Source organism: Mesorhizobium tamadayense (assembly GCF_003863365.1).
GTDB classification, from domain to species: domain Bacteria; phylum Pseudomonadota; class Alphaproteobacteria; order Rhizobiales; family Rhizobiaceae; genus Mesorhizobium; species Mesorhizobium tamadayense.
Window position 1 is genome coordinate 43,859 of record NZ_RQXT01000041.1, and the last position, 22,980, is coordinate 66,838.

15 protein-coding genes and 1 pseudogene are annotated in these 22,980 nt (G+C 65.1%); 7 read left to right on the forward strand and 9 right to left on the reverse strand.

The features are described from left to right. Positions 1-283 precede the first annotated feature (283 nt). Complete coding sequence (locus EH240_RS26795; RefSeq protein ID WP_125004252.1) at positions 284-607, reverse strand: YciI family protein; 324 nt, start codon at positions 605-607, stop codon at positions 284-286. A 188-nt stretch (positions 608-795) separates the two neighbouring features. Then, positions 796-1,362 (reverse strand): annotated as a pseudogene (locus tag EH240_RS26800) (peroxidase-related enzyme). Between the two features lie 126 nt (positions 1,363-1,488). On the opposite strand from EH240_RS26800, the gene EH240_RS26805 reads away from it, so the two are divergent. Then, complete coding sequence (locus tag EH240_RS26805) at positions 1,489-6,288, forward strand: NAD-glutamate dehydrogenase (RefSeq protein WP_125004254.1); 4,800 nt, start codon at positions 1,489-1,491, stop codon at positions 6,286-6,288. A gap of 275 nt (positions 6,289-6,563) precedes the next feature. Further along, positions 6,564-7,940 carry an MFS transporter gene (locus tag EH240_RS26815; protein ID WP_125004256.1) on the forward strand — a complete coding sequence of 459 codons (1,377 nt, stop codon included), beginning with the start codon at positions 6,564-6,566 and terminating at the stop codon, positions 7,938-7,940. A gap of 153 nt (positions 7,941-8,093) precedes the next feature. Here the strand turns inward: EH240_RS26815 and purH are convergent, their stop codons facing one another. The 4 genes from purH to htpX all read right to left on the reverse strand — a co-directional run bounded on the left by purH (position 8,094) and on the right by htpX (position 14,086). Beyond that, positions 8,094-9,710 carry a bifunctional phosphoribosylaminoimidazolecarboxamide formyltransferase/IMP cyclohydrolase gene (gene purH, locus EH240_RS26820; protein WP_125004258.1) on the reverse strand — a complete coding sequence of 539 codons (1,617 nt, stop codon included), beginning with the start codon at positions 9,708-9,710 and terminating at the stop codon, positions 8,094-8,096. 96 nt (positions 9,711-9,806) lie between these two features. Beyond that, the gene (locus EH240_RS26825) at positions 9,807-11,531 is read right to left on the reverse strand and encodes a heparinase II/III family protein (protein WP_125004260.1); all 1,725 of its coding nucleotides are present in this window, start codon (positions 11,529-11,531) and stop codon (positions 9,807-9,809) included. A 147-nt stretch (positions 11,532-11,678) separates the two neighbouring features. Continuing rightward, positions 11,679-13,064: an RsmB/NOP family class I SAM-dependent RNA methyltransferase gene (locus EH240_RS26830; RefSeq protein WP_167484173.1), complete on the reverse strand. Its 1,386-nt coding sequence runs from the start codon at positions 13,062-13,064 to the stop codon at positions 11,679-11,681. Then, positions 13,055-14,086 carry a zinc metalloprotease HtpX gene (gene htpX, locus EH240_RS26835; RefSeq protein ID WP_125004264.1) on the reverse strand — a complete coding sequence of 344 codons (1,032 nt, stop codon included), beginning with the start codon at positions 14,084-14,086 and terminating at the stop codon, positions 13,055-13,057. The genes EH240_RS26830 and htpX overlap by 10 nt, the downstream gene beginning before the upstream one ends. A gap of 117 nt (positions 14,087-14,203) precedes the next feature. On the opposite strand from htpX, the gene EH240_RS26840 reads away from it, so the two are divergent. Beyond that, a complete protein-coding gene (locus EH240_RS26840) occupies positions 14,204-14,422 on the forward strand; it encodes a DUF1674 domain-containing protein (protein ID WP_125004266.1) in 219 nt (72 codons plus the stop codon). 132 nt (positions 14,423-14,554) lie between these two features. On the opposite strand, the gene EH240_RS26845 is transcribed toward EH240_RS26840, so the two are convergent. Beyond that, positions 14,555-15,229 carry an HAD-IA family hydrolase gene (locus tag EH240_RS26845; protein WP_125004268.1) on the reverse strand — a complete coding sequence of 225 codons (675 nt, stop codon included), beginning with the start codon at positions 15,227-15,229 and terminating at the stop codon, positions 14,555-14,557. A 169-nt stretch (positions 15,230-15,398) separates the two neighbouring features. Here EH240_RS26845 and EH240_RS26850 point away from each other — a divergent pair, with 169 nt between their 5' ends. From EH240_RS26850 to EH240_RS26860, 3 genes are all read left to right on the forward strand, one after another. Continuing rightward, complete coding sequence (locus EH240_RS26850) at positions 15,399-16,268, forward strand: transglutaminase-like domain-containing protein (RefSeq protein ID WP_125004270.1); 870 nt, start codon at positions 15,399-15,401, stop codon at positions 16,266-16,268. Between the two features lie 304 nt (positions 16,269-16,572). Next, entirely contained in the window at positions 16,573-17,991 is a 1,419-nt protein-coding gene (locus EH240_RS26855) for a pilus assembly protein (RefSeq protein ID WP_125004272.1), read from the forward strand. A gap of 407 nt (positions 17,992-18,398) precedes the next feature. Next, positions 18,399-19,667, forward strand: a complete 1,269-nt coding sequence (locus EH240_RS26860) for an SAM-dependent methyltransferase (protein WP_125004274.1) — start codon at positions 18,399-18,401, stop codon at positions 19,665-19,667. A 1-nt stretch (position 19,668) separates the two neighbouring features. On the opposite strand, the gene EH240_RS26865 is transcribed toward EH240_RS26860, so the two are convergent. Both EH240_RS26865 and acs read right to left on the reverse strand, forming a co-directional pair. Then, the gene (locus EH240_RS26865; protein ID WP_125004276.1) at positions 19,669-20,418 is read right to left on the reverse strand and encodes an MOSC domain-containing protein; all 750 of its coding nucleotides are present in this window, start codon (positions 20,416-20,418) and stop codon (positions 19,669-19,671) included. Next, entirely contained in the window at positions 20,418-22,373 is a 1,956-nt protein-coding gene (gene acs, locus EH240_RS26870; protein ID WP_125004278.1) for an acetate--CoA ligase, read from the reverse strand. Before acs ends, EH240_RS26865 begins: the two co-directional genes overlap by 1 nt. A gap of 306 nt (positions 22,374-22,679) precedes the next feature. Between acs and EH240_RS26875 the strand changes: the two genes are divergently transcribed. Then, a complete protein-coding gene (locus EH240_RS26875; RefSeq protein WP_125004280.1) occupies positions 22,680-22,952 on the forward strand; it encodes an usg protein in 273 nt (90 codons plus the stop codon). The last annotated feature ends 28 nt before the right edge of the window (positions 22,953-22,980 follow it).

Genomic DNA, 22,980 nt, shown 5'->3' on the forward strand with positions numbered 1-22,980 from the left:
CCGCCAATGCTGCGCCTGCGGTGCTTTCGGGGGGTAGGCGAGACCGGCGGTTACTGAGGCAAAGTGAAGCTCGAAATGGATAAAGGTCGGCTCTTCTAGCCGTGCGGCGGCGAGCAGGCAAGGGGTCTGCTGTCGGCCGACAGGACGGCGGCTCGGCTCATTTTCGAACGCTGGCGCTGCCCCTCATCCGCCTGCCGGCGCTATTTCGATGAGGATCGCCAAAACGCGTCTGCGCCGCGACAATGGCAGGCACTGCCGCGGCGATCTCAACACACCTCTGGTGTCACATCATCTCGATAATCGGCGCGATCTCGACGCTGAAGGCCGGGTCCATCAGGATCGGGCAATCCTTGGCCTTGGCGACGGCATCATCGATGTCCGCGGCTTCGACGATGGTGTAGCCGGCGGTCGGATTGCTGCCGCCGTTGTTCTCGACCGCGCCTCCGGGCAGCACCGTCTTCGACATGCCGACAGGATTGCCGCCGTCGACGACAGCCGAGCCGAGCTTGTCATACCAGCCGGTCCAGGCGTCCATCGCCGCCTGCCGCTCGGCCTCGTCGGTCGGCATCTTGCCGGAGCCATGATAGACATAGAGAAATTTCGCCATGTTCTCCTCCCTTGTTGGCGGCGTCGAACCGGCATGCGGCCACGCCGCTTGCAGATATGCAGCATGCCGCAATCGTCGATATGCGGCGATGCCGCAATCCGATACGCGGCCATGCCGCAATCGTTGATCATCGGCCCAAAACGGCGGACAAGCAACGAGAATGCGCAACGGCTAATATAATGTGACCGCTACCTTGCCATGGCGTGATATTCATCATTCGGCCGCATGTCGACGGCGGCCGCCACCCGGTTCGACATGTTGAAGAAGGCGGCGGTCGAGGCGATGTCCCAGATGTCGCGGTCGCTGAAGCCGGCCTTGCGCAAGGCGGCGCGGTCGGCCTCGACGATCTTGGCCGGCTCCTCGGTCAGCTTGACCGCGAATTCGAGCATCGCGCGCTGGCGAGGGGAGAGGTATCGGCGGCGCGGAAGTTCATCGCCATCATCTCGCCGAGCGCAGGCTCGCCCGACAGCTGACGCACCGCCGCGCCATGCGCGGTCAGGCAGTAGTAGCAATGGTTGATCGAGGAGACGGCGACCGCGATCATCTCGCGCTCCAGCTTCGACAGCCCGGACTCGCCCAGCATCAGGTCGTTGTACATGTCGGTGAAGGCGCGCAGCTTCTTCTCGTCGAAGGCGTAGGCCAGAAGCACGTTGGGCACGAGGCCGAGCTTTCTCCTCGCATTTGGCGAAATAGGCCCTTGTCGCCTCGCTGAGCTCCGCCTGGACAAGGTCGAGCGCGGTAATCCTGCCGGTCATGGTCGTTCTCCTTCGCGGGGCGAGCGTCGGTTCGATTTTCTTAAAGCGTCGTCAAACCTTTGTCGCCAAATAGCGCTCATCTGCTACCATAGTCGCAAAAGCATATGACGGGAGGGACTTCACATCATGGCCAGCCTGAAAACCGCAAGCCAGCCGAAAAAGACCAGTCCGGCAAAGGGAGGCGCGGCAAAGGCGGGCGAAAAGCCCGGCAGGCTCGCCGACTATCTTCTGGCCCGCACGCCGGCCGAAGACATCGCCGCCTATGACGTCGCCGACCTCGAACGCGCCGCCGATCTCGCCGGCCGCGCGGTCGCCAGGCACAAAACGGGCGATTGCATCATCGCCATAGACGTGGAGTCCGGCGTGACGCGCCAGGGCCGGCCGATGACGGTCATCACCGTCGTCAACGACAACATGCCGTTCCTGTTCGATTCCATCCTCGGCGAGATCACCGAGAGCGCCGGCGAGCCGCTGCTGGTCACCCACCCGGTCATCGTCGTCCGGCACGGCAAGAGCGGCGTCGAGGAGATCCTCGGCGACGGCGGCTCCGTCAAGGACGAAACCGGCCATGACCGGCTGAGCGTCGTCCACGTCCATATCGGCCGCCTTTCGGCCGATCAGGCCGAAGGCCTTGCCGGCCGCTTGAAAAAGCTTCTGGACCAGGTGCGCGCCGCCGTCACCGACTGGAAGCCGATGCTTGCCCGCCTCGACCAGGCCATCTCGGAATTCCGCTATTCGCCGGTGCCGCTCGACAAGGCGCATGTCACCGAGGCGATCGCCTTCCTCGAATGGCTGCGCGACGACAATTTCACCTTCCTCGGCATGCGCGAGTTCAACTACACCGGCGGCGAGAAGAGCGGCATGCTGGAGCGCGCCGAAAAGCCCGGCCTCGGCATCCTCGCCGATCCCGACGTCCTGGTTCTCAGGCGCGGCACCGAAGCGGTGTCGACGACGCCGGAAATCCGCGCTTTTCTGCATGGACCGGAACCGCTGATCGTCACCAAGGCCAATGCCAAGTCCTTGGTGCACCGGCGCATCTATCTCGACTATGTCGGCGTCAAGACCTACACCGCCAAGGGCGTGCTTTCGGGCGAACTGCGCATCGTCGGCCTGTTCACCTCGACCGCCTACACGCGTTCGGTGATGAAGATTCCCTACCTGCGCTCGAAGGCCGAGACCATCATCGCCAAGTCCGGCTTCAATCCGCACGACCATTCCGGCAAGGCGCTGATCAACGTGCTGGAGAGCTATCCGCGCGACGAGCTGTTCCAGGTTCCGGTGCCGATCCTGAGGAAGCACGCCGAAGCCATCCTCGGGCTGATCGAGCGGCCGCGCGTCAGGGCGCTGGTGCGGGCCGACCAGTTCGACCGTTTCGTCTCGATCCTCGTCTTCGTGCCGCGCGACCGCTACGACAGCGTCGTGCGCGAGAAGATCGGCACCTATCTCAAGACCGTGTTCGAGGGCCGGCTGTCGGCCTATTACCCGGCCTTCCCGGAAGGCGGGCTGGCGCGCGTGCATTTCATCATCGGCCGCTCCGGCGGCAAGACGCCGAAGGTCGAGCCGGCGACGATCGAGGCGGCGATCCGCGACATCGTGCGCACCTGGGACGACGCGCTACGCGAAGCAGTGTCGGAATCCGGTGCCGATGCAACGCTCTCGGCCATTGCGTCGCGCTTTTCGGAAAGCTATCGCGACTCCTTTTCGCCGGCCGTGGCGCTGGCGGATGCCGGACGCATCGCCAGGATCGATGCTGCCAATCCCATCGCCATCGACTATTATCGCCATGCCGACCAGAAGCCGCACCAGGCGGCGCTGAAGATCTATCATTTCGGCAGCCCGGTGGCGCTGTCGCGGCGCGTGCCGGTGCTGGAAAACATCGGCTTCCGCGTCATCAGCGAGCGCACCTTCGAGGTCGGCGACGAAGCCTCCGGCATGGTCTTCATCCACGACATGGAGCTGGAGAACAGCTACGGAAAGCCGATCGACCTCGCCGACGGCGGGGCGCTGTTCCAGGATGCCTTCCTCGCTGTCTGGCGCGGCGACGTCGACAATGACGCCTATAACGGCCTTGCCCAGACCGCCGGCCTGTGGTCGGGCGAGATCACCATCCTGCGCGCCTACGGCCGCTACCTGCAGCAGGCCGGCATTCCGCAAAGCCAGGATTTCATCGCCGCCGCGCTCAACCGCTATCCCGAGATCGCGCGCGGCCTGCACGCGCTCTTTGTCGCTCGCCTAGGGCCGACAGTCGAGACCGAAGGCGTGGTCGCCGCCAAGCATCTCAAGGCCAAGATCAAGGACGAGCTCGACGCGGTGCCCAACATCGATGACGACACCATAATCCGCCGCTACCTCAACCTGATCGAAGCCTCGCTGCGAACCAATCATTTCGTTGCCGATACGAAGGAGAAAGGCCAGTCGCTGGCGATCAAGCTCGACTCGCAGGCGGTCGACGGTCTGCCGGCGCCGCGGCCCTGGCGCGAGATCTTCGTCTATGGCTCGGAGGTCGAGGGCGTCCACCTGCGCTTCGGTCCGGTGGCGCGCGGCGGCCTGCGCTGGTCGGACCGCGCCCAGGACTACCGCACCGAGGTGCTGGGCCTGGTCAAGGCACAGCAGGTCAAGAACGCGGTCATCGTGCCGGTCGGCGCCAAGGGCGGCTTCTATCCGAAGAAACTGCCGATGAGCGCCGGCCGCGACGCCATCTTCGAAGCCGGCACCTCGGCCTACAAGAATTTCGTCTCCAGCCTGCTCTCGATCACCGACAATATCGGCGTCGACGGCGTCATCCCGCCGGCCGGCGTGGTGCGGCGCGACCAGGACGATCCCTATTTCGTCGTCGCCGCCGACAAGGGCACGGCGACCTTCTCCGACACCGCCAACGCCATTTCCGAGAAGCATGGCTTCTGGCTGGACGACGCCTTCGCCAGCGGCGGCTCGGCCGGTTACGACCACAAGAAGATGGGCATCACCGCCAAGGGCGCCTGGGAAGCGGTCAAGCGGCATTTCCGCGAGATGAACCACGACATCCAGGCCTCGCCCTTCACCGTCGTCGGCGTCGGCGACATGTCGGGCGACGTGTTCGGCAACGGCATGCTGTTGTCGCCGCAGACCAGGCTGATCGCCGCCTTCGACCATCGCGACATCTTCATCGATCCCGATCCCGACATGGCGGCTTCGATGGCCGAGCGCCAGCGCATGTTCGCCCTGCCGCGCTCGTCCTGGCAGGATTACGACAAGTCGAAGCTGTCGGAAGGCGGCGTCATCGTCTCGCGCAGCCAGAAGTCGATCACGCTGCCGCCGGAGGCGGCCGCCGCGATCGGGCTTGCGAAGACCACGGCGACGCCGGTCGAGATCATGAACGCCATTCTCAAGGCGCCGGTCGACCTTCTGTGGTTCGGCGGCATCGGCACTTATGTGAAGGCCTCCGGCGAAACCAACCAGGATGTCGGCGACCGCGCCAACGACGCCGTCCGCGTCACCGCGATCGACGTGCGCGCCAAGGTCATCGGCGAGGGCGCCAATCTCGGCGTCACGCAGCGGGCACGCATCGAGTTCGGCATGAACGGCGGCCGCTGCAACTCCGACGCCATCGACAATTCGGGCGGCGTCAACTGTTCCGACGTCGAGGTCAACATCAAGATCGCGCTGGCGTCGGCCATGCGCAAAGGCTCGCTGGCGAGGCCGGCGCGCAACAAGCTGCTGGCCGAGATGACCGACGAGGTGAGCGCGCTTGTCTTGTCCAACAACTACCAGCAGACGCTGGCACTCTCGATGGCGCGCAAGCGCGGGCTGGCCGACATCGCGCACCAGGCCCGCTTCATGACGGCGCTGGAAGCCCGCGGCCTGCTCGACCGCGCGGTCGAGACACTGCCCTCGCCGACCGCCCTTGCCGAGCGCGAGGCGCGCGGCGAGCCGCTGACCCGGGCCGAGCTCGGCGTGCTGCTCGCCTATGCCAAGATCGTTCTGTTCTCCGACATCGTCGCCAGCGACGTGCCGGACGATCCGCATTTCGATCGCGACCTGATGGGCTATTTCCCGGAGCGGATGGCGAAGAAATTCGCCGGCGAAATCCGCGACCACCGGCTGCGGCGCGAGATCATCGCGCGCGTCGTCGCCAACGACCTCGTCAACCGCGGCGGGCCGTCCTTCGTCAACCGGCTGCAGGAAGCGACTGGGCGCACCGCTGCCGACGTGGTGCGCACCTTCGCCGTGGTGCGCGACGGCTTCGCGCTGCCTTGGCTCTACAAGGAGATCGACGCGCTCGACAACCAGATCGACGGCCAGACGCAGCTCGATCTCTACCAGTCGGTCAGCCGGCTCATCTTCGTGACCAGCGGCTGGTACCTGAAGAACGACCTGGGCTCGGCGCCGCTCGGCCAGCGCATTGCCGAGCTGCAGGAGGCGCGCAAGGCTTTGGAGCCGAAATTCGCCTCGTTGCTGCCGGCCTTCTCGCGCGAGTGGATCGAGGATCGGCGGCATGGCCTGTTCAAGGGCGGCGCGCCCGAGAAACTGGCCGAGAAGCTCGCGCTCGCCGAGGTGGGTGAGCTGATCCCGGACATCGCGCTCACCGCGCGCACGGCCAATGCCGACATCGTCAGCGCGGCCAAGGCCTTCTTCGCGGTCAGCGACGCCTTCCGCATCCCGCGCGTCGAGGAGGCCGCCCGCTCGATCATGCCGTCGGACTATTACGACCAGCTGGCGCTGTCGCGCGCGACCGACACGATCGGCGCCGCAAGGCGCGGCATCACGGTCGCGGCGCTGACCGCCCATGGCAAGGCAGCGGACCCGGTGGCGGCCTGGCTCGAAGCCGGCGGCGAGCGCGTCGGGCGCATCCGCGAGCGGCTGCAGGCGCTGACCGAAGGCGGCGAGATTACAGTGTCGAGGCTTTCGGTGGCGTCGGGACTGATGAGCGACCTGACGGGGATGTGAGCTGAATCAGGCTGGCGCGGCCCCTCATCCGGCTGCCGCCACCTTCTCCCCGTATAGTGACGGGGAGAAGGGAGACTGCTGCGGCGCCGCGCCCTTTCTGCGACGCTGGTTAGAGGCGAAACCGTCGATGACGGCGTCTTTCTCCCCGTCACTATACGGGGAGAAATGTCCGGCAGGACAATGAGGGGCGGCGCGACGCTTGTCATTTGCATGAGCATCGGAAACATGCAGACATGGCGCGGATCGCGGGCGGAGCGGGTGCCGGGGGAATCAGCATGGCGGTAGAGACAGTGCAGCGGGCAACGGGGCGCGGCATCTGGGGCTGGATGCTCTTCGACTGGGCGGCGCAGCCTTTCTTCACCGTCGTCACCACGTTCATCTTCGGGCCGTATTTCGTCTCGCGCATGGCGAGCGATCCGACCACGGGGCAGGCCGCCTGGGGCTACGGCATCGCCGCGGCGGGCCTCGTCATCGCGGTGCTTTCGCCCGTGCTCGGCTCGATCGCCGACCAGACCGGGCCGCGCAAGCCGTGGATCGCCTTCTTCGCGGCGATCAAGATCACCAGTCTTATCCTTTTGTGGCTCGCCGCACCCGGATCGAACCTGTTCCTGGTCGTGCTTTTGTTCTCGCTCGCGTCGGTGGCGGCGGAATTCTCGACCGTCTTCAACGATTCCATGATGCCGCGCCTGGTGCCGAAGAGCGAAATCGGCAGGATTTCCAACATCGCCTGGGGGCTCGGCTATCTCGGCGGCATGGTGGCGCTGATCTTCGTCGTGCTGTTCCTGGCCGGCTCGCCGGAGACCGGCAAGACGATCATCGGCATCGACCCGCTTTTCGGGCTGGATCCGAAGCTTGGCGAGGACGCGCGCTTCACCGGGCCCATGTCGGCCGGCTGGTATTTTCTGTTCATCCTGCCGATGTTCTTCTTCACGCCGGATGCCATCAGGGGGCTTTCGATGGGCCCGGCGGTGCGCGAAGGCCTGTCGGAGTTGAAGTCCACTCTCTTCGAGGTGCGCAAGCGCGTCGGCATCTTCCGCTTCCTCGTCGCCCGCATGATCTATCAGGACGGCGTCAACGCGCTCTTGGCGCTCGGCGGCACCTTTGCCGCTGGCATGTTCAGCTGGTCGATCACCGAGATCGGCATGTTCGGCATCATCCTCAACGTCGTCGCCATCCTCGGCTGCTGGATCGCCGCCCGGCTCGACTCCGCGCTCGGCTCCAAGGCCGTGGTGATGATCGCGCTGGTCCTGCTTCTGCTCGCGACGGCCGGCGTCGTGTCGACCGGGCCGGGCTTCACGCTGCTCGGCCTGATACAGCTGCCGACCACCGATTCCGGCGGCCTGTTCGGCACCGCGGCCGAAAAGGCTTACATTCTCTACGGCCTGCTGATCGGCCTTGCCTTCGGGCCGGTTCAGGCTTCGTCGCGCTCCTACATGGCGCGCAGCGTCACGGCGGCCGAATCCGGCCGCTATTTCGGCATCTACGCGCTGGCCGGACGGGCAACGAGCTTCCTGGCGCCGTTCCTGGTGTCGACGATCACGCTCGCCAGCGGTTCGGCGCGGCTCGGCATGGCGGTGATCGCGCTGTTCCTCGGCCTCGGCGTCGCGATCCTGCTCAGGACGCCGTATCCGGCAGACAAGCCGATGGAGTGAGAGACGTTCGATAATTCTACTCCGCTGGCCGCCTGACGCGGTTTTCTGCGCTTCCGGTGCTCACGGACTTGAATGTCCGCTCCGCTCCGGTTCTCGAAAACCACGCCATCCGACTCAGCGGAGCGAATTCTCGGAACGTCTCTCTGCCGGCACTCAGTGCCGAAAGTGCCTGATGCCCGTGAACACCATGGCGATGCCGTGCTCGTCGGCGGCGGCGATCACATCGTCGTCGCGCATTGAGCCGCCGGGCTGGATCACGGCCGTGGCGCCGGCCTCGATCGCCGACAACAGGCCGTCGGCGAAGGGGAAGAAGGCGTCGGAGGCAACAACTGAACCCTTGGTCAGCGGTTCGGCAAGCCGTGCCGCTTGCGCGGCATCGAGTGCCTTGCGGGCGGCGATGCGCGAGGAATCGACGCGGCTCATCTGGCCGGCGCCGATGCCGACGGTCGCGCCGTCCTTCGCATAGACGATGGCGTTCGACTTGACGTGCTTGGCGACGCGGAAGGCGAATTTGAGGTCGGCCATCTCGGCCGGCGTCGGCGTGCGTTTCGTCACCACCTTCAGCTCAAGATCGTCGACCACCGCATTGTCGCGGCTTTGCGCCAAGAGCCCGCCGGCCACCGATTTCGCAACCGTGCCGGCCGCGCGCGGATCGGGCAGGCCGCCAGTGACCAGCAGGCGCAGGTTCTTCTTCGCCGCCACAATCGCCGCGGCCTCGTCGGTCGCTTCGGGCGCGATGATCACCTCGGTGAAGGTCTTCACGATCTCTTCCGCCGCTTCGGCGTCGAGGATGCGGTTCATGGCGACGATGCCGCCATAGGCCGAGACCGGATCGCAGGCCAGCGCCTTGGCATAGGCCGCCTTCAGCGTCGCGCCTTCCGCGACGCCGCACGGGTTGGCGTGCTTGATGATGGCGATCGCCGCCGAACGGTCCGGATCGAATTCGCCGACCAGCTCGAAGGCGGCATCGGTGTCGTTGATGTTGTTGTAGGAAAGCTGCTTGCCCTGCACCTGCCTGGCGGTCGCGACGCCCGGCCGCCCGTCACCGGAGAGATAGAAGCCGGCGCCCTGGTGCGGGTTCTCGCCATAGCGCATCACCTGGTCGAGGCGCCCGCCGAAGGCGCGCCAGGTCGGATGCTCGATCTCGAGCGCCTCGGCGAACCAGCCGGAGATTGCCGCGTCATAGGTGGCGGTGCGGGCAAAAGCCTTGGCCGCCAGCTTCTTGCGGAAATCGAGCGATAGCGAGCCGAGGTTCATCTCCAGCGCGTTGAGCACCGAGGCGTAGTCGGCAGGGTCGGTGACGATGGCGACATAGGCATGGTTCTTGGCCGAGGCGCGGATCATCGCCGGACCGCCGATGTCGATATTCTCGACGATCGAGGCGTAGCCGGCGCCCGAGCGGCGGACTTCTTCGAACGGGTAGAGGTTGGAGACAACGAGGTCGATCGGCTCGATGTGGTGGTCGTGCATGGCTTTCGCGTGCTCGGGATCGTCGCGCACGCCGAGCAGCGCGCCATGCACCGACGGATGCAGGGTCTTGACGCGGCCGTCCATAATCTCGGGAAAGCCGGTCAGTTCCGAAACATCGCGCACGCCAAGGCCGGCCCCGGCGATTGCCTTGGCCGTGCCGCCGGTGGAGACCAGCTCGACGCCGGCGGCGGCAAGCGCTTTGGCAAAGTCGGTCAGGCCCGTCTTGTCGAAAACGGAAAGCAGCGCGCGGCGAACCGGAACGAGGTCGGGCGCCGGAATGTTCTTGGCGGGGACGGCCATGGCTGACGCCTTTCGAGGCTGGTTGGGAACCGTTCGCGGGCCGTAGCACATGAGGCCCGGAAATCAAGCGCGCAGCGCAGGTTCTGCTGCCGCGGTTCAGTTGTTTTCGGGATAGCCGGCGATGCGGGTCCGCGTCAGCTGCCAGCGCACCTCGGCGATCTCCGAGGCCTTGAAGGCAAGCACGATCTGCCGACTGCGGCGCGGCCCGCCAAGCCCGGCGAAATAGATCGATTCCTCGATCTCCGGCGCCACTTCCACGCAGGTGAACACCCAGGTGTCGCCTTGCGTGGCGGTCAGCATGAGGCGGTCCTGCTCGTCCTGCAGCAGGTCGATGTCGGGATGGATGTGAAAGCGCACCGTGACGAAGTCGCGGCCGTTGTTGGGGATCGCGGCATTCCCGGGGCGCAGGAAGCGATCGCGGCCGGTCAGCACATTGCCGTTGGTCGTCAGCTTCAGCTCGCGCTCGTGCAGGAAACCGAAGCGCGCGGCATAGCCGTCGTGGCGCGCGACAAAGCCGTGCACGCCCTTCTGGTCGATGCGCTTGCAGGGCACGTGCTGCGGACCGGCGATCAGCGGGGAGCCGAGCAGGTCGCTGACCCGCAGCGAATGGCTGAAGCGGGCAGACGACGTGTCGTTGACGGTGGCGGTCGAATGCGCGGCGGTGGCGCGGGCGAGGGGCCGGAACTCGGCGGCGCCATAGGTGTCGATGCCGGCATTGACGATGAAGTGCTGACGTCCGGAAGAAAGCTCGAAGGCGAGGCATCCGGCATGCGCAGCGTTGGAGACATCGAGGGGCGGCGGCGCGCCGGTGTCGGCGATCACCGTGACGCCGCCCATCGACAGTCGCTCATAGCCGGAATGCGGCGCATGCAGCAGCGGCGCGCCGGCCGTGTCATCGTGGCGCAGGATGGTGGCGATGCGGTCGTGGATGGTGGCGCCCATGCCGTTGAAGCGGGCGAGGCTGCCGTCCTGGTGGCGGAAGAAGCGCAGCGCGGGCAGCATACGGTCGATGGCGTTGATCAAAGCAGGCGGCGGCGCCTCGGCTTGGTTGGCATAGGTCTGGCGCAGCGGCAAAAGGTCGGCCAGCAATTCCAGCACCGTCATCGGGTTGCGCGAGGTATGGCCGCCGTCGGGCAGGATCTGGCGGTCGAGCTCCTCGGCCAGGTTGCGCGTGGCGCTGCGCAGCGCCGAGGCCGGCGCGGGCAGCGACAGGGCGGCGAAGGCAAGCGCGATGCGGGCGCGCAGCCTGTCCTTACCTTCGGGCATCTCGCGCGCCATCGATCTGAGATAGCGGATCTGCATGGCGAGCGATTTGAGGAAGGCGCGGTAGAAGGCAAACTCGGCGCCTTGCAGCACGACGGAAGAATGCTGCAGCCAAGCGATCACCCGCTTGGCGGTCGTGCCGGGCTCCCAGGCGACGCCAGATATCTGGTTGCCGTGCATGGCGATCCAGTCCGAAACCAGCGCTCGTGCATTGGCGGCGGCAAGCTCGGTGCCGGCGGCGCGCATGTGGCGCAGCCAGCGGAAGCCGTGCAGCGACTTCCGCCAGCCGCGGTTGGGCACGTCGATCTGGAAGGGCGATTTGCCGCCGGTCTCGACCAGGTGGCCGGACAGCGGATAGCGGCCATAATAGATTTCGAGCGCGATCTGCGGATCGGCGAGCCTGAGATCCGGCGGCGCGATGAGGACGCGCTCGGGCGTACGGCCGGAATAACGCCAGCGATAGATAGGACCGGCACGAAGGCGCCGGCGCGTCTTGCGCCAGAACTCCCTCGCGACAAGCGTCCAAAGACGCGTCGTGCTGACGGCAACAAGTGCCAAAACCCCTCCTGCTCGTCCGCCTACCCAAGCACAAGCTTATATGATTCAAGAACTTATGCGAAGGCGGATTTCGCCAAAGTGAACCATCTCACGCGGCCACGGCCGGGTCGTCCCTAAAAAGGTCGACAAGTTTTATGCAATAACGCTCTAAATCGCCCTTCTCATCCGGGCGGCAAAGAAGCCGTCCAGACCTGAAATTGCCGGCGCGCCCAGCGCCATGTCGGCAGGCGTGGTCCGCAGCGTGCCCTCAGGCGTGAGGAACGGATCGAGGCCGGCAAGCTCGCCGGGGCGGATCGGATCGGCGGCCACGTCGGAAACTTCGGCAAGGAAAGCGCGGTAGAGGTCCTCGCCTTCGAGCGGGTCGAGCGAACAGTTGGAAAAGACGATCCGGCCACCCGGTTTGACGAGGCCGACGGCGTGGGCGAGCAGTTTGCGCTGGAGCGCTGCGAGCTTCTCGACATCGGCCTCGGTCTTGGTCCACGGCACGTCGGGATGCCGGCGCACGGTGCCGGTCGATGAGCAGGGCGTATCGAGAAGCACGGCGTCGAACAGGTCCGCCGGCCGGTAGTCGAGCAGGTCCGTCTGCACCAGCTCCGCCGACAGGCCGAGGCGCTCGAGATTCTGTGCCAGCCTGGCCAGCCGGTTCTTCGAGGTGTCGACGGCGGTGACATTGGCGCCGGCGAGGATGAGCTGCGCCGTCTTGCCGCCGGGCGCGGCGCAAAGGTCGGCGATGCGCTGCCCCTCGAAGTCGCCGAACAGGCGTGCCGGCAAGCTCGCCGCCGCATCCTGCACCCACCAGGCGCCCTCAGCGAAGCCGGGCAGGTCGGTCACGCCGGCCTGCAGCTTCTCGACCCGCACCGTGCCGGTCGGCAGCACGATCCCGCCCAGCTTCTCGGCCCAAAGCGCCGGGTCGGATTTGACCGTGAAATCGACCGGCGCCTCGTGGCGATGGGCGGCAAGGATGGCGCTCGCCCTGTCGGCGCCATAGGCCGCGGTCAGCCGGTCCGCAAACCACTGCGGCGCCTCGCTCGTCGCGGCAAGCGCCGGCGCGAGCTCGGCGTCCTTGGCGCGCGCCAGCGAGCGCAGCACACCGTTGACGAGACCGGAGAAACGCAATGTGCGCGGGTCGGACTTGGCGTGGGTCACGGCGAGGTCGACGGCCGCACTGTCGGGAACGTCGAGGAACAGGATCTGCGCCGCCGCCACATGCAGGATGTGCGAAAGCGCGGTCGCATTGGGCGGCAGCGGCTTTTCCAGCCGCTTGGCCAGCAGCCCGGCAATGGCCATGCGGTGACGCAGCGCCGTGACCAGGATGGCGCGCACCAGCGCCCGGTCTCTGGCGTCGAGCGCCCTGTATTGCGGATGGCCGTGCTCGTTGTCGGTCAGCCCGTCGAGCGGTGTGCGGGCATCGATGACGGCGGCAAGCAGACGCGCTGCGGCCTTGCGCGCGGGAAGGCCGGCGATCTGCTCGCCCGCATTGCCGTCACGTCTGCCTGGGGTTTGCCGTTGGCGCTTTGCTCCGCTCACGACCACGGACCTTTGGGGCCTGCGCCGCGCGGTCCGGTCGGGTTGCGGCCCCACGGATTGGGCTTCGGCCGCCCCGGCTCGGCCGGGGGCGTGGGCTCGGCAGGCTTGCCCCACGGTCCGGCAGGCGGCTCATCAGCGGCCGTCGGCGCCGGTGCCGGGCGCTGTGCAGCCTGCGGGGCGCCGCCCATCCCGCGCGCCATCTGCTGGAGGGCGGCTATGCGGTTCTCGGTGCTCGGGTGGGTCGAGAACAGATTGTCCATGCGCTCGCCGGAAAGCGGGTTGATGATGAAGAGATGCGCCATCGCCGGGTTGCGCTCGGCATCCGGGTTGGGAATGCGTTCGGCGCCGCGGGCGATCTTGTCAAGCGCCGAGGCCAGCCACAGCGGCTGACCGCAGATCTCGGCGCCGCGCCGGTCGGCTTCGTATTCGCGGGTGCGGCTCACCGCCATTTGCACGATCATGGCGGCAAAGGGCGCGACCAGCATCGCCACCAGTACGCCGACGAAGCCAAACGGATTGTTGTTGTCGCGGCTGCCGCCGAAGAAGAAGGCGAAGTTGCCGAGCATGGAGATCGCCCCGGCAAGCGTGGCGACGATCGTCATGGTCAGCGTGTCGCGATGCTGGACATGGGCAAGCTCATGCGCCATCACCGCGGCTATCTCTTCGTCCGAAAGTTGTTGCAAGAGGCCCGTCGAGGCAGCCACGGCAGCATTCTCGGGATTGCGACCCGTCGCGAAGGCGTTGGGCTGCGGAGTGTCGATCTTGTACACCTTCGGCATAGGCAGGCCAGCGCGCTGAGCGAGGCCTTGTACTATCCTGTAGTACCGGGGATCGCTCCTTTCGTCGACCTCGAAGGCACCGTTCATCGACAGCACCATCTTGTCGGCGTTCCAGTAGCTGAACAGGTTCATGCCGGCGGCGAACAACAGGGCAATCACCATGCCGCCGGAGCCGCCGATCAGATAGCCGACGCCCATGAACAGCGCGGTCATCGCGGCAAGAAGCATGGCGGTGCGAAGCGTATTCATCGTCTCTTCCGTTGGTGGCGAATGGGGCGTTGGTGGCGAATAGGGGTCGATCCTGCCATTGTCATGGCTATATGATGGGAAAGGCCGGTCTCCGTTTCAATCGGCAAGGGATATTGCATGACCGAACAACCCAGCAAAACCGAAACCGCCGAAGGCGACAGGCCGCAAAAGACGCTGACGCCAGAGGCGCAGCGCGCATTGGCGGAAGCCGAAGCGAGGCGAAAGGCATACCGCGAGGCGGAAGCCCGCCAGCCGAAAGAGATCGGCGGCCGCGGCGGCAGGGAGCCCGGGCGCTATGGCGACTGGGAAGCGAAGGGGCTGGCAAGCGATTTCTGAGGTGCGCCGACATTCAAGTGAGGCCGGCCTGCAGCGTCTCGGTGGTGCATAAGTCTTGAGATGCCGGCGGGACAGAGGGGGGCGCGAAGGAACTCGGCTGAACGGCGTTCATACCGACCACAGAGCCAGCACTTAACAGGCGGCTGCTGCCATCCGCTCCGGCTCTATGACAATCCAGCCGCGCTCGTCGATCACGACGCCGATCCCGTCATAAGTGGCGATCGAGGCGTGCTGCGTCACGACCGGATGGACGTGCGTGGCGCTGATCACCATCACCGAGGCGCCGGAGGCTTCGCCCGCCGCGATGCCGGCCGGGGCGTCCTCGAAGACGAGGCAATCGCGCGCCTCGACGCCGAGACGCTCTGCGGCCAAAAGGAAGCAGTCGGGGGCCGGCTTGCCACGGGTGACGTCCTCGGCCGAGACCATCATGGCGGGAACCGGAATGCCGGCCGCCTCGATGCGCAGCAACGCGAGCTCCCGCGGCGCCGAGGTGACGATCGCCCAGCGTTCCGGCGGCAGCGAGCTGAGAAACGCCACGGCGCCCGGTATCGGAACGATGCCCTCGAGATCGGCCGCCTCGGCCTTGAGCAGCGCATCGGCCTCCGCGATCGGATCGACGCCGGGAAGTTTCAGCGCGGCGATCGTCTCTCTCGCTCGCCTGCCGTGGATCGTCGGCAGGAAGCTTGCCACGTCGAGGCCATGGCGATTTGCCCACTCTGTCCACACACGTTCCGCCGCGGCGATCGAATTGAGCACCGTGCCGTCCATGTCGAAAAGGAAGGCGGCGAAGTTTCTGCCTGAGAACATTGGATATCCTGGGGAATGGTTTTCGGGGAGGGCGAAACGGAGCCTTACCTTAATGCCGCGAGCGCTGCCTGAGAAGGCGCAGCCGCCATTTCCATCCTTCGTAGGAACAACGTCCACGCTGCCGCGTTCTCCAGGCAGTCTTCCAACATCACAAAAACGGGGGAACGCGATGCTGATCCGGCTCGGCTATGAAATCGCCATCGAATGTGTCCAAGCCACGCCGATCGTCTCGCTGCTCGACATCCACCCCGATCGTCATGCCGATATCAAGCGGCAGACGCGGGTGCTGACTTCCCCTTCGGTGCCGACACGGACCTACCGCGACCGCAACGGCAATATCTGCCGCCGTTTCACGGCGCCGGCCGGCTCCTTCCGCATCCTCTACGATGCAGCGGTCGAGGACAGCGGCGAGACGGACGAGGTCAACGCCTTGGCGCGCGAGACGCCGGTGCCGGACCTGCCGGACGATGTACTGGTCTATCTGCTCGGCAGCCGCTACTGCGAGACGGATCACCTCGGCTGTCTTGCCTGGCAGCTGTTTGGCCATCTCCCGCCGGGCTGGGCACGCGCGCAGGCGATCGTCGACTATGTCCACAGCCGGCTCTCTTTCGGCTACGGCTATGCCCGCGCCACCCGCACGGCGGCACAGGCGCATGAGGAGCGCGTCGGCGTCTGCCGCGACTTTGCGCATCTGGCGATCGCGCTCTGCCGCGCAATGAACATTCCGGCGCGCTATGTGAACGGCTATCTCGGAGATATCGGCGTGCCGGCCGATCCCGCGCCGATGGACTTCTCGGCCTGGATCGAAGTGTTCCTCGACGGCAAATGGTACACGTTCGACCCGCGCCACAACTGCCCCAGGACAGGTCGCGTCGTGATCGCGCGCGGCCGCGATGCCACCGATGTGCCGCTGCTGCACAGCTTCGGCCCGCATAAGCTCGCCCTGTTCAAGGTGTGGACTTACGAGCAGGACGGCAACCGCTTCAACCCACCGCATCATGGCCTCGACCGTACGGTAAGCGCGCGGATGCTGGCGTAAGCCAGGCGACTGTTTCACTACGGCTCCACTACCGCTGCTGACCTGCTTCGGCACAGACCGCGCTGTGCCGAAGCGGGAAGGACCGCAGTCGCTGCGCGGATCATGGTAAGCGCTTCCTGAACGACATTTCACCACCGTCTTTTCGTTTACCGGCCGTTCACCTTCCTGTCCGCCGAAATCAAGCAAAAACAATGCGTTAACCTATAGTTAAGCGCCTTTCGACCGGTCGGCGGCCGCGTTTGGCCAAAATCCTGCAACACCTCCGTCGAGCGGCCTCGATGCCGCAGACAGTGGAGGCGGAAGGATGCGGCGGTTCAAAGGTTTCGTTCGTGGGGTGGACGGCCTTACCCGGGATCGCGGAGGCAATTTCGCGGTTCTGTTCGGGGCTGTCGCATCGGTCCTGGCGCTGGGGGTGGGATTTGCGGTCAATATCTCGCAGCTCTACAATGCGAGGTCGAGCCTGCAGAGCGTCGTCGACGCGGCTGTGACCTCGACGGCACGCGATCTCACCCTCGGCGTCATCAAGGAAGCCGATGCCAAAGCATCGGTGCAGGCATTTCTCGATGCCAACAGCGCGGCCGGTATCCTGCAGGCCAACCAGATCGTGCTCGACAAGCTCACGATCAACAGGACCGCGAAGACCGTGCAGGCGGACGTGCATGCCGATATCGGCCTCTATTTCCCGCTCTTCAGCGTCGGCGACATGCAGCGCGTAACCACGTCGACCACCGCTCTCTATTCGGACAAGAAGATCGAAGTGGCGATGATGCTCGACATCACCGGCTCGATGGCGCCCAACTGGCGCTCCAAGACGGACAAGATCGGTGACCTGAAGGCCGCCGCGTCGCAAACCGTCGAAGATCTTCTGAAACAGAACCGGGATCCCGGCGATCCACGGATTCGGGTCGCGATCGTCCCCTATGCCGAGGCCGTCAACACCGGCGGCCTCGCCGATACCGTCTTCGTCGAGGCTGAGGGCGGACCAAAGGTGCCGCCGCCGATCGATACACCGCTTTCCGTTTCCGTGACAACGGCGACCGACAAGTGCGCCACCGAGCGCAAGGACAAAGACGGCTATGCCGATTATTCGTCCGACGGCCCCTATACGCTACGCCAGGACAACAAGGGCAAGACCTATCAGGCGAAGGTCAACCGCGACTACCGCATGAAGGTATGCCCCACAGCAGCTCTCGTTCCACTGACGGCCGATATGAGCCGACTGCTCACGGCAATCGATCATTTCCAAGCCGCAGGCGTGACCGCCGGCGGCATTGCCGTGCAATGGGGCTACTACATGCTCTCGCCGTCGTGGCGCTCGGCAATCGCCGACGCCTGCCTGGGTGCCGGTCCGACCAATTTCGATCAGAAAAAAGTGGCCAAGATCGCCATCTTGATGACGGACGGCCAGTTTAACACCGCCTTTGCCCGCAGTCGCGGCGCGTCACGATCGCAAGACCAAGGCCAGGTGTCGCGCTCCAATGCCGAAGCCATCTGCGAGAACATGAAGCGCGACGGCATCGAGGTCTTCACCATCGGCTTCGATCTCAACGACCCGTCGATGACAACCACCGAGAGGGATCAGGCGAAGTCAGTGCTCAAGGATTGCTCCACCGACGACAGCTCCTCGCTGAAGCATTACTACGAGGCCGCCAACGGGGCGGAACTGTCAGACGCTTTCGGCGCGATCACCCGCAACATCGAGAACCTCACCATCAACCGCTGACCGTTCACAGATCAGACCGCAAAAAGGAAAAGGCCGCCGCTTCTCGACGAAGCAGGCGGCCTTCCGTGTTTCCGTCCATGACGCGGCTCCTGGCGGCGACCCCTTCGGGTCACCTGCCGCGCGTCTCGCGTCTTAACGGGAAGACTGCTTCCCGGAAGTGCAATCCGCTGAGCTCACGTTATGGAAAACGAAATCACTCGACATCGGATCACCTCCTTTCGGTTTGTTGAACACGCCATCATGATGGGGTGCGTCGCAGCAAAAGACAAGATGACGTCACGGAATGGCCGTGCCTCGGGTGGGAAATCATCTTCCCCCGGTGTTTTTGTGCAACAGATCGGGATTGCGGACCACGGGCCGGTGGACGACAGTGGCCTGGGGCGGGTTGGACGTATCGGGAGGTGGGAGTGGACGCTGCCGACAGAGCCGCGCGGATCGTACGAAGGGTCGTCGAGACGCTGAAGCCGGGTTTCGCGGTCAAGCTTTGGACCGGCGAGCGGATCGGCCCCGCCGACGGCCCGGTGCTCGCCATCAACGACCAGGACATCGTCTGGCAACTGGTTCGCCGGCCGGCCTTCTCGACGCTGGTCGAGATGTGGATTTCAAAGACCGTCGACATCGAAGAGGGCTCACTGTTCGATTTCTACGCCATGCCTTCGCAAGGCAAGCTCAAGACGAAGCTCAAATCGCTGCCCAAGCTGGCAATCCTGCGCGACCTGCCAATGGTGTTGTTTTCGCGGAAACAGATGACGGCGCGCGGCGATCTCTCCGGGCGTAACCCTTATGTCAGCGGATCGAACAAGGAGGCGATCCAGCATCATTACGACATCTCGAATGCCTTCTACCGGCTCTTCCTCGACGAGCGCATGGTCTACAGCTGCGGCTACTTCCAGGATTTCGCCAACGGCATCGACCAGGCGCAAGTCGACAAGCTCGACCATATCTGCCGCAAGCTCAGGATGAAGCCGGGCGAAAGGCTGCTCGACATCGGCTGCGGCTGGGGCGCCATGCTCATCCATGCGGCGAAGAACTATGGTGTCGTCGGCCACGGCGTTTCGCTGTCGCAGGCCCAGACGGACCTTGCCCGCGAGCGCATTCGCGCCGAGGGGCTGGAGGATCGCATCACCATCGAGATAAAGTCCTATGCCGAGCTCTCCGGCACCTTCGACAAGATCTCGTCGATCGGCATGTTCGAGCATCTCGGGCTAGCCAACCACGCTGCCTACTTCTCGGCCGTCCACCGCTTGCTGAAGCCCGGCGGTATTTATCTGCACCACGCCATCACGAGGCGCAGCAAGGGCGACATCAGGAAGACATTGCGCAAGGGGCCGGAATACAAGGCGCTTATCAAGTACATCTTCCCCGGCGGCGAGCTCGACACGATCGGCATGACGCTCGGCAATCTCGAAGCGCATGGCTTCCTGGTCCATGATGTGGAGAACCTGCGCGAGCATTATCAGCGCACCTGCCGCCTGTGGGCGGAGCGTCTCGCCGCGCGCTTCGACGAGGCGATCGCCGAGGTGGGCGAGGCGAAGGCGCGGCTCTGGCTGCTCTATCTCGCCGGCTGCTCGATCGCCTTCGAACGCGCCTCGGCGCAGATTTTCCAGACCGTCGCCACCAAGCGCGCGCGTGGCCCGAGCGGTCTGCCGCCGACGCGGGCGGATTTGTATCGATAGCCTACACGAACCGCATCGGCGCGCCGACCTCGACCCGCGCCGGCCGGTCGACGGTGCAGTAGACGCCGATATTGCGGGCGTTGTAGCGGACCAGGTTGCGCAGGATGCCGGGATCGTTGTCGAAGCCGTCCTGGGCGATGATGGTGAAGCCGCAGCGGCGGCAAGGCTCAGAGACGGTGAGCCGGAGATCGCCGACCGCGAGCTTGCGGCCGATCCATTCCGTCTCCGGGAAGGAGCCTTCGACGGGGTCCATATCGACGACGATGTTGGGACGGAAGCGGCGGGGATCGGGCATGCCTTCCGGATGCAGCGCCTTCAACCGGGCCAGCGAGGCGGTGGTCAGCAGGTGGATCGGCGCCCTGCTGTATCGTTCGACGGTCAGCGGGCCAGAATAGTCGGGCGCCGCGTTCTCGCGGAAGTAGGGCCGGATCGAGGCCTCGAAGCCCAGGAATCCGGAAACGACGCGGTCGCTTTCCGGGTCGGGCGCCGGCAGCCAGTCGCCGCCGGGCACTGCCACCTCGAGCCGGCGGTCTTCGGTCAGCCGGGTTCGGATCAACGGCACCTTATGCCATTTCGGCCCGCGGTCCGGCCTAGCGATCTCGCCGTCCGAGGCATCGACCAGGCCGAACAGCCGGTCGCCGTCGACCGTCGATGTGCCGACGGAGATGGCGTCCAGCCGCTCGCCGGCGAGCGAGCTCGCCGGATAGCGCCAGAGCTGGCTGACGGCGCCGAACGTGGCCTGGTCCGGCATCAGCCCTTCTTGTTCTGCCGGTTGGCGACGAGGTCGTCGACCACCGCCGGATCGGCCAGCGTCGAGGTGTCGCCGAGCGCGCCGTAATCGTCTTCGGCGATCTTGCGCAGGATGCGCCGCATGATCTTGCCCGAACGGGTCTTCGGCAGGCTCGGCGCGAACTGGATCTTGTCGGGCGAGGCGATGGCGCCGATCTCCTTGCGGACATGGGCGACGAGTTCCTTGCGCAGGTCCTCGCTCGGCGTCGAGCCGGCCATCAGCGTCACGTAGCAATAGATGCCTTGCCCCTTGATGTCGTGCGGATAGCCGACGACGGCGGCCTCCGAGACCTTGTCATGGCTGACCAGCGCAGACTCCACTTCCGCCGTGCCCATACGGTGGCCGGAGACGTTGATGACGTCGTCGACGCGGCCGGTGATCCAGTAGTAGCCGTCTTCGTCGCGGCGGCAGCCGTCGCCGGTGAAGTACTTGCCCTTGTAGGTCGAGAAATAGGTCTGCACGAAACGGTCATGGTCGCCATAGACGGTGCGCATCTGGCCCGGCCATGAATCGGCGATGCAGAGATTGCCGTCGGCCGCGCCTTCCAGAACCATGCCGTCGCCGTTGACCAATTGCGGCTTGACGCCGAAGAAAGGCCGCGTCGCCGAGCCGGCCTTGAGGTCAGTGGCGCCGGGCAGCGGCGTGATCAGGATGCCGCCGGTCTCGGTCTGCCACCAGGTGTCGACGATCGGCACCTTGCCGTTGCCGACGACGTTGAAATACCATTCCCAGGCTTCCGGATTGATCGGCTCGCCGACCGTGCCCAGTACGCGCAGCGACTTGCGCGAGGTCTTCTTCACATGGGAATCGCCGGCGCCCATCAGCGCGCGCAGCGCGGTCGGCGCGGTGTAGAAGATGTTGACCTGGTGCTTGTCGATGACTTCCCAGAAGCGCGACTGCGACGGGTAGTTTGGCACGCCCTCGAACATCAGCGTCGTGGCGCCGTTGGCCAAAGGCCCATAGACGATATAGCTGTGGCCGGTGACCCAGCCGACATCGGCGGTGCACCAGTAGATGTCGCCGTCATGGTAATCGAAGACATATTGGTGCGTCATCGAGACATAGACGAGATAGCCGGCGGTGGTGTGCAGGACCCCCTTCGGCTTACCGGTCGAGCCCGAGGTGTAGAGAATGAACAGCGGGTCTTCCGCCTTCATCTTCTCCGGCTTGCAGTCGGCCTTAACGGTCGCCGCCTCGTTGTGGTACCAGACGTCGCGCCCTGGAACCCAGTGGACCTTGCCGCCGGTGCGGCGCACGACCACCACCTTCTCGACCTTGGTGCCGGCCTTGGCCGCGATGTCGATCGCCTTGTCGGTGTTGTCCTTCAGCGGGATCGGCTTGCCGCCGCGCAGGCCTTCGTCGGCGGTGACGACGATGGTCGACTTGCAGTCGTCGATGCGCCCGGCGAGAGCATCGGGCGAGAAGCCGCCGAAAACGACCGAATGGATGGCGCCCAGCCGCGTGCAGGCAAGCATCGCGTAGGCCGTTTCCGGGATCATCGGCATGTAGATGGTGACGCGGTCGCCCTTCTTGACGCCGTGCTTCTTCAGCACATTGGCGAAGCGGCAGACATGCGCATAAAGCTCGTTGTAGGTGATCTTCCTGTCATCGTACGGGTTGTCGCCTTCCCAGATGATGGCGGTCTGGTTGCCGCGCTTCTTCAGATGCCGGTCGATGCAGTTCCAGGAAACATTGGTCTGGCCGTTCTCGAACCACTTGATCGAGACCTTGCCGTCGAAGGAGGTGTTCTTGACCTTGGTGAAAGGCTTGAACCAGTCGATGCGCTTGCCGTGCTTGCCCCAGAACTTGTCCGGATTTTTCACGCTGTCGGCGTACCATTTGAGATAGGTGTCGTTGTCGATCAGCGCGTTCTTCTTCCACGCCGGCTGGACGCGGTGGACATGGACATCGGACATTTTTTCGCTTTCCTCCGGAATCGTTCCGCCGGCTTGACGCGCCGGCGGCATCGCGGCGAAGCAGCCGCGAATTCGCGGGCATTATTAACAGTTCCGCCGTGACGGCAATATTAGACGTTGGATTCGCGCGGCGGGATGACGCAGCGGCAGTGGCGAACCGCTGTCAGCACTCGCTGCCGGTCGCTGCTAACCAACTGTTTTAGCGAAGGAAAAGCTTGTTGCGATCAGCAAAAATCAATAGACAATTAAGCAACTAAGCGCAGAATCCTGCGTTGGGAGGAAAGGAGAACCGACCAGAGGACGGCCATGCGCGACCAATCTGAAATGGACCTGATGCTCAGGGGCTACGGTTTGACCACGGCCAAGATTCTCTATCATCTTCCCGATCATCCGCACCTGCTGCAGAGCTATATCTGGCAGGACTATGACATCGCTCCGAAGTTTCCGGTGCTGATCCGCTTCATCGAGTTCTGGATGACCAAGCTCGACGGACCGCTGCATTCGGTCACCTACACGCACCAGAAGCTGATCGCGCCGAACGAGTGGCACAAGGTCGACGGCGAGTTCGTGCTGCATTGAACGGCGGCACAGCTGATCTCCCCCGCAA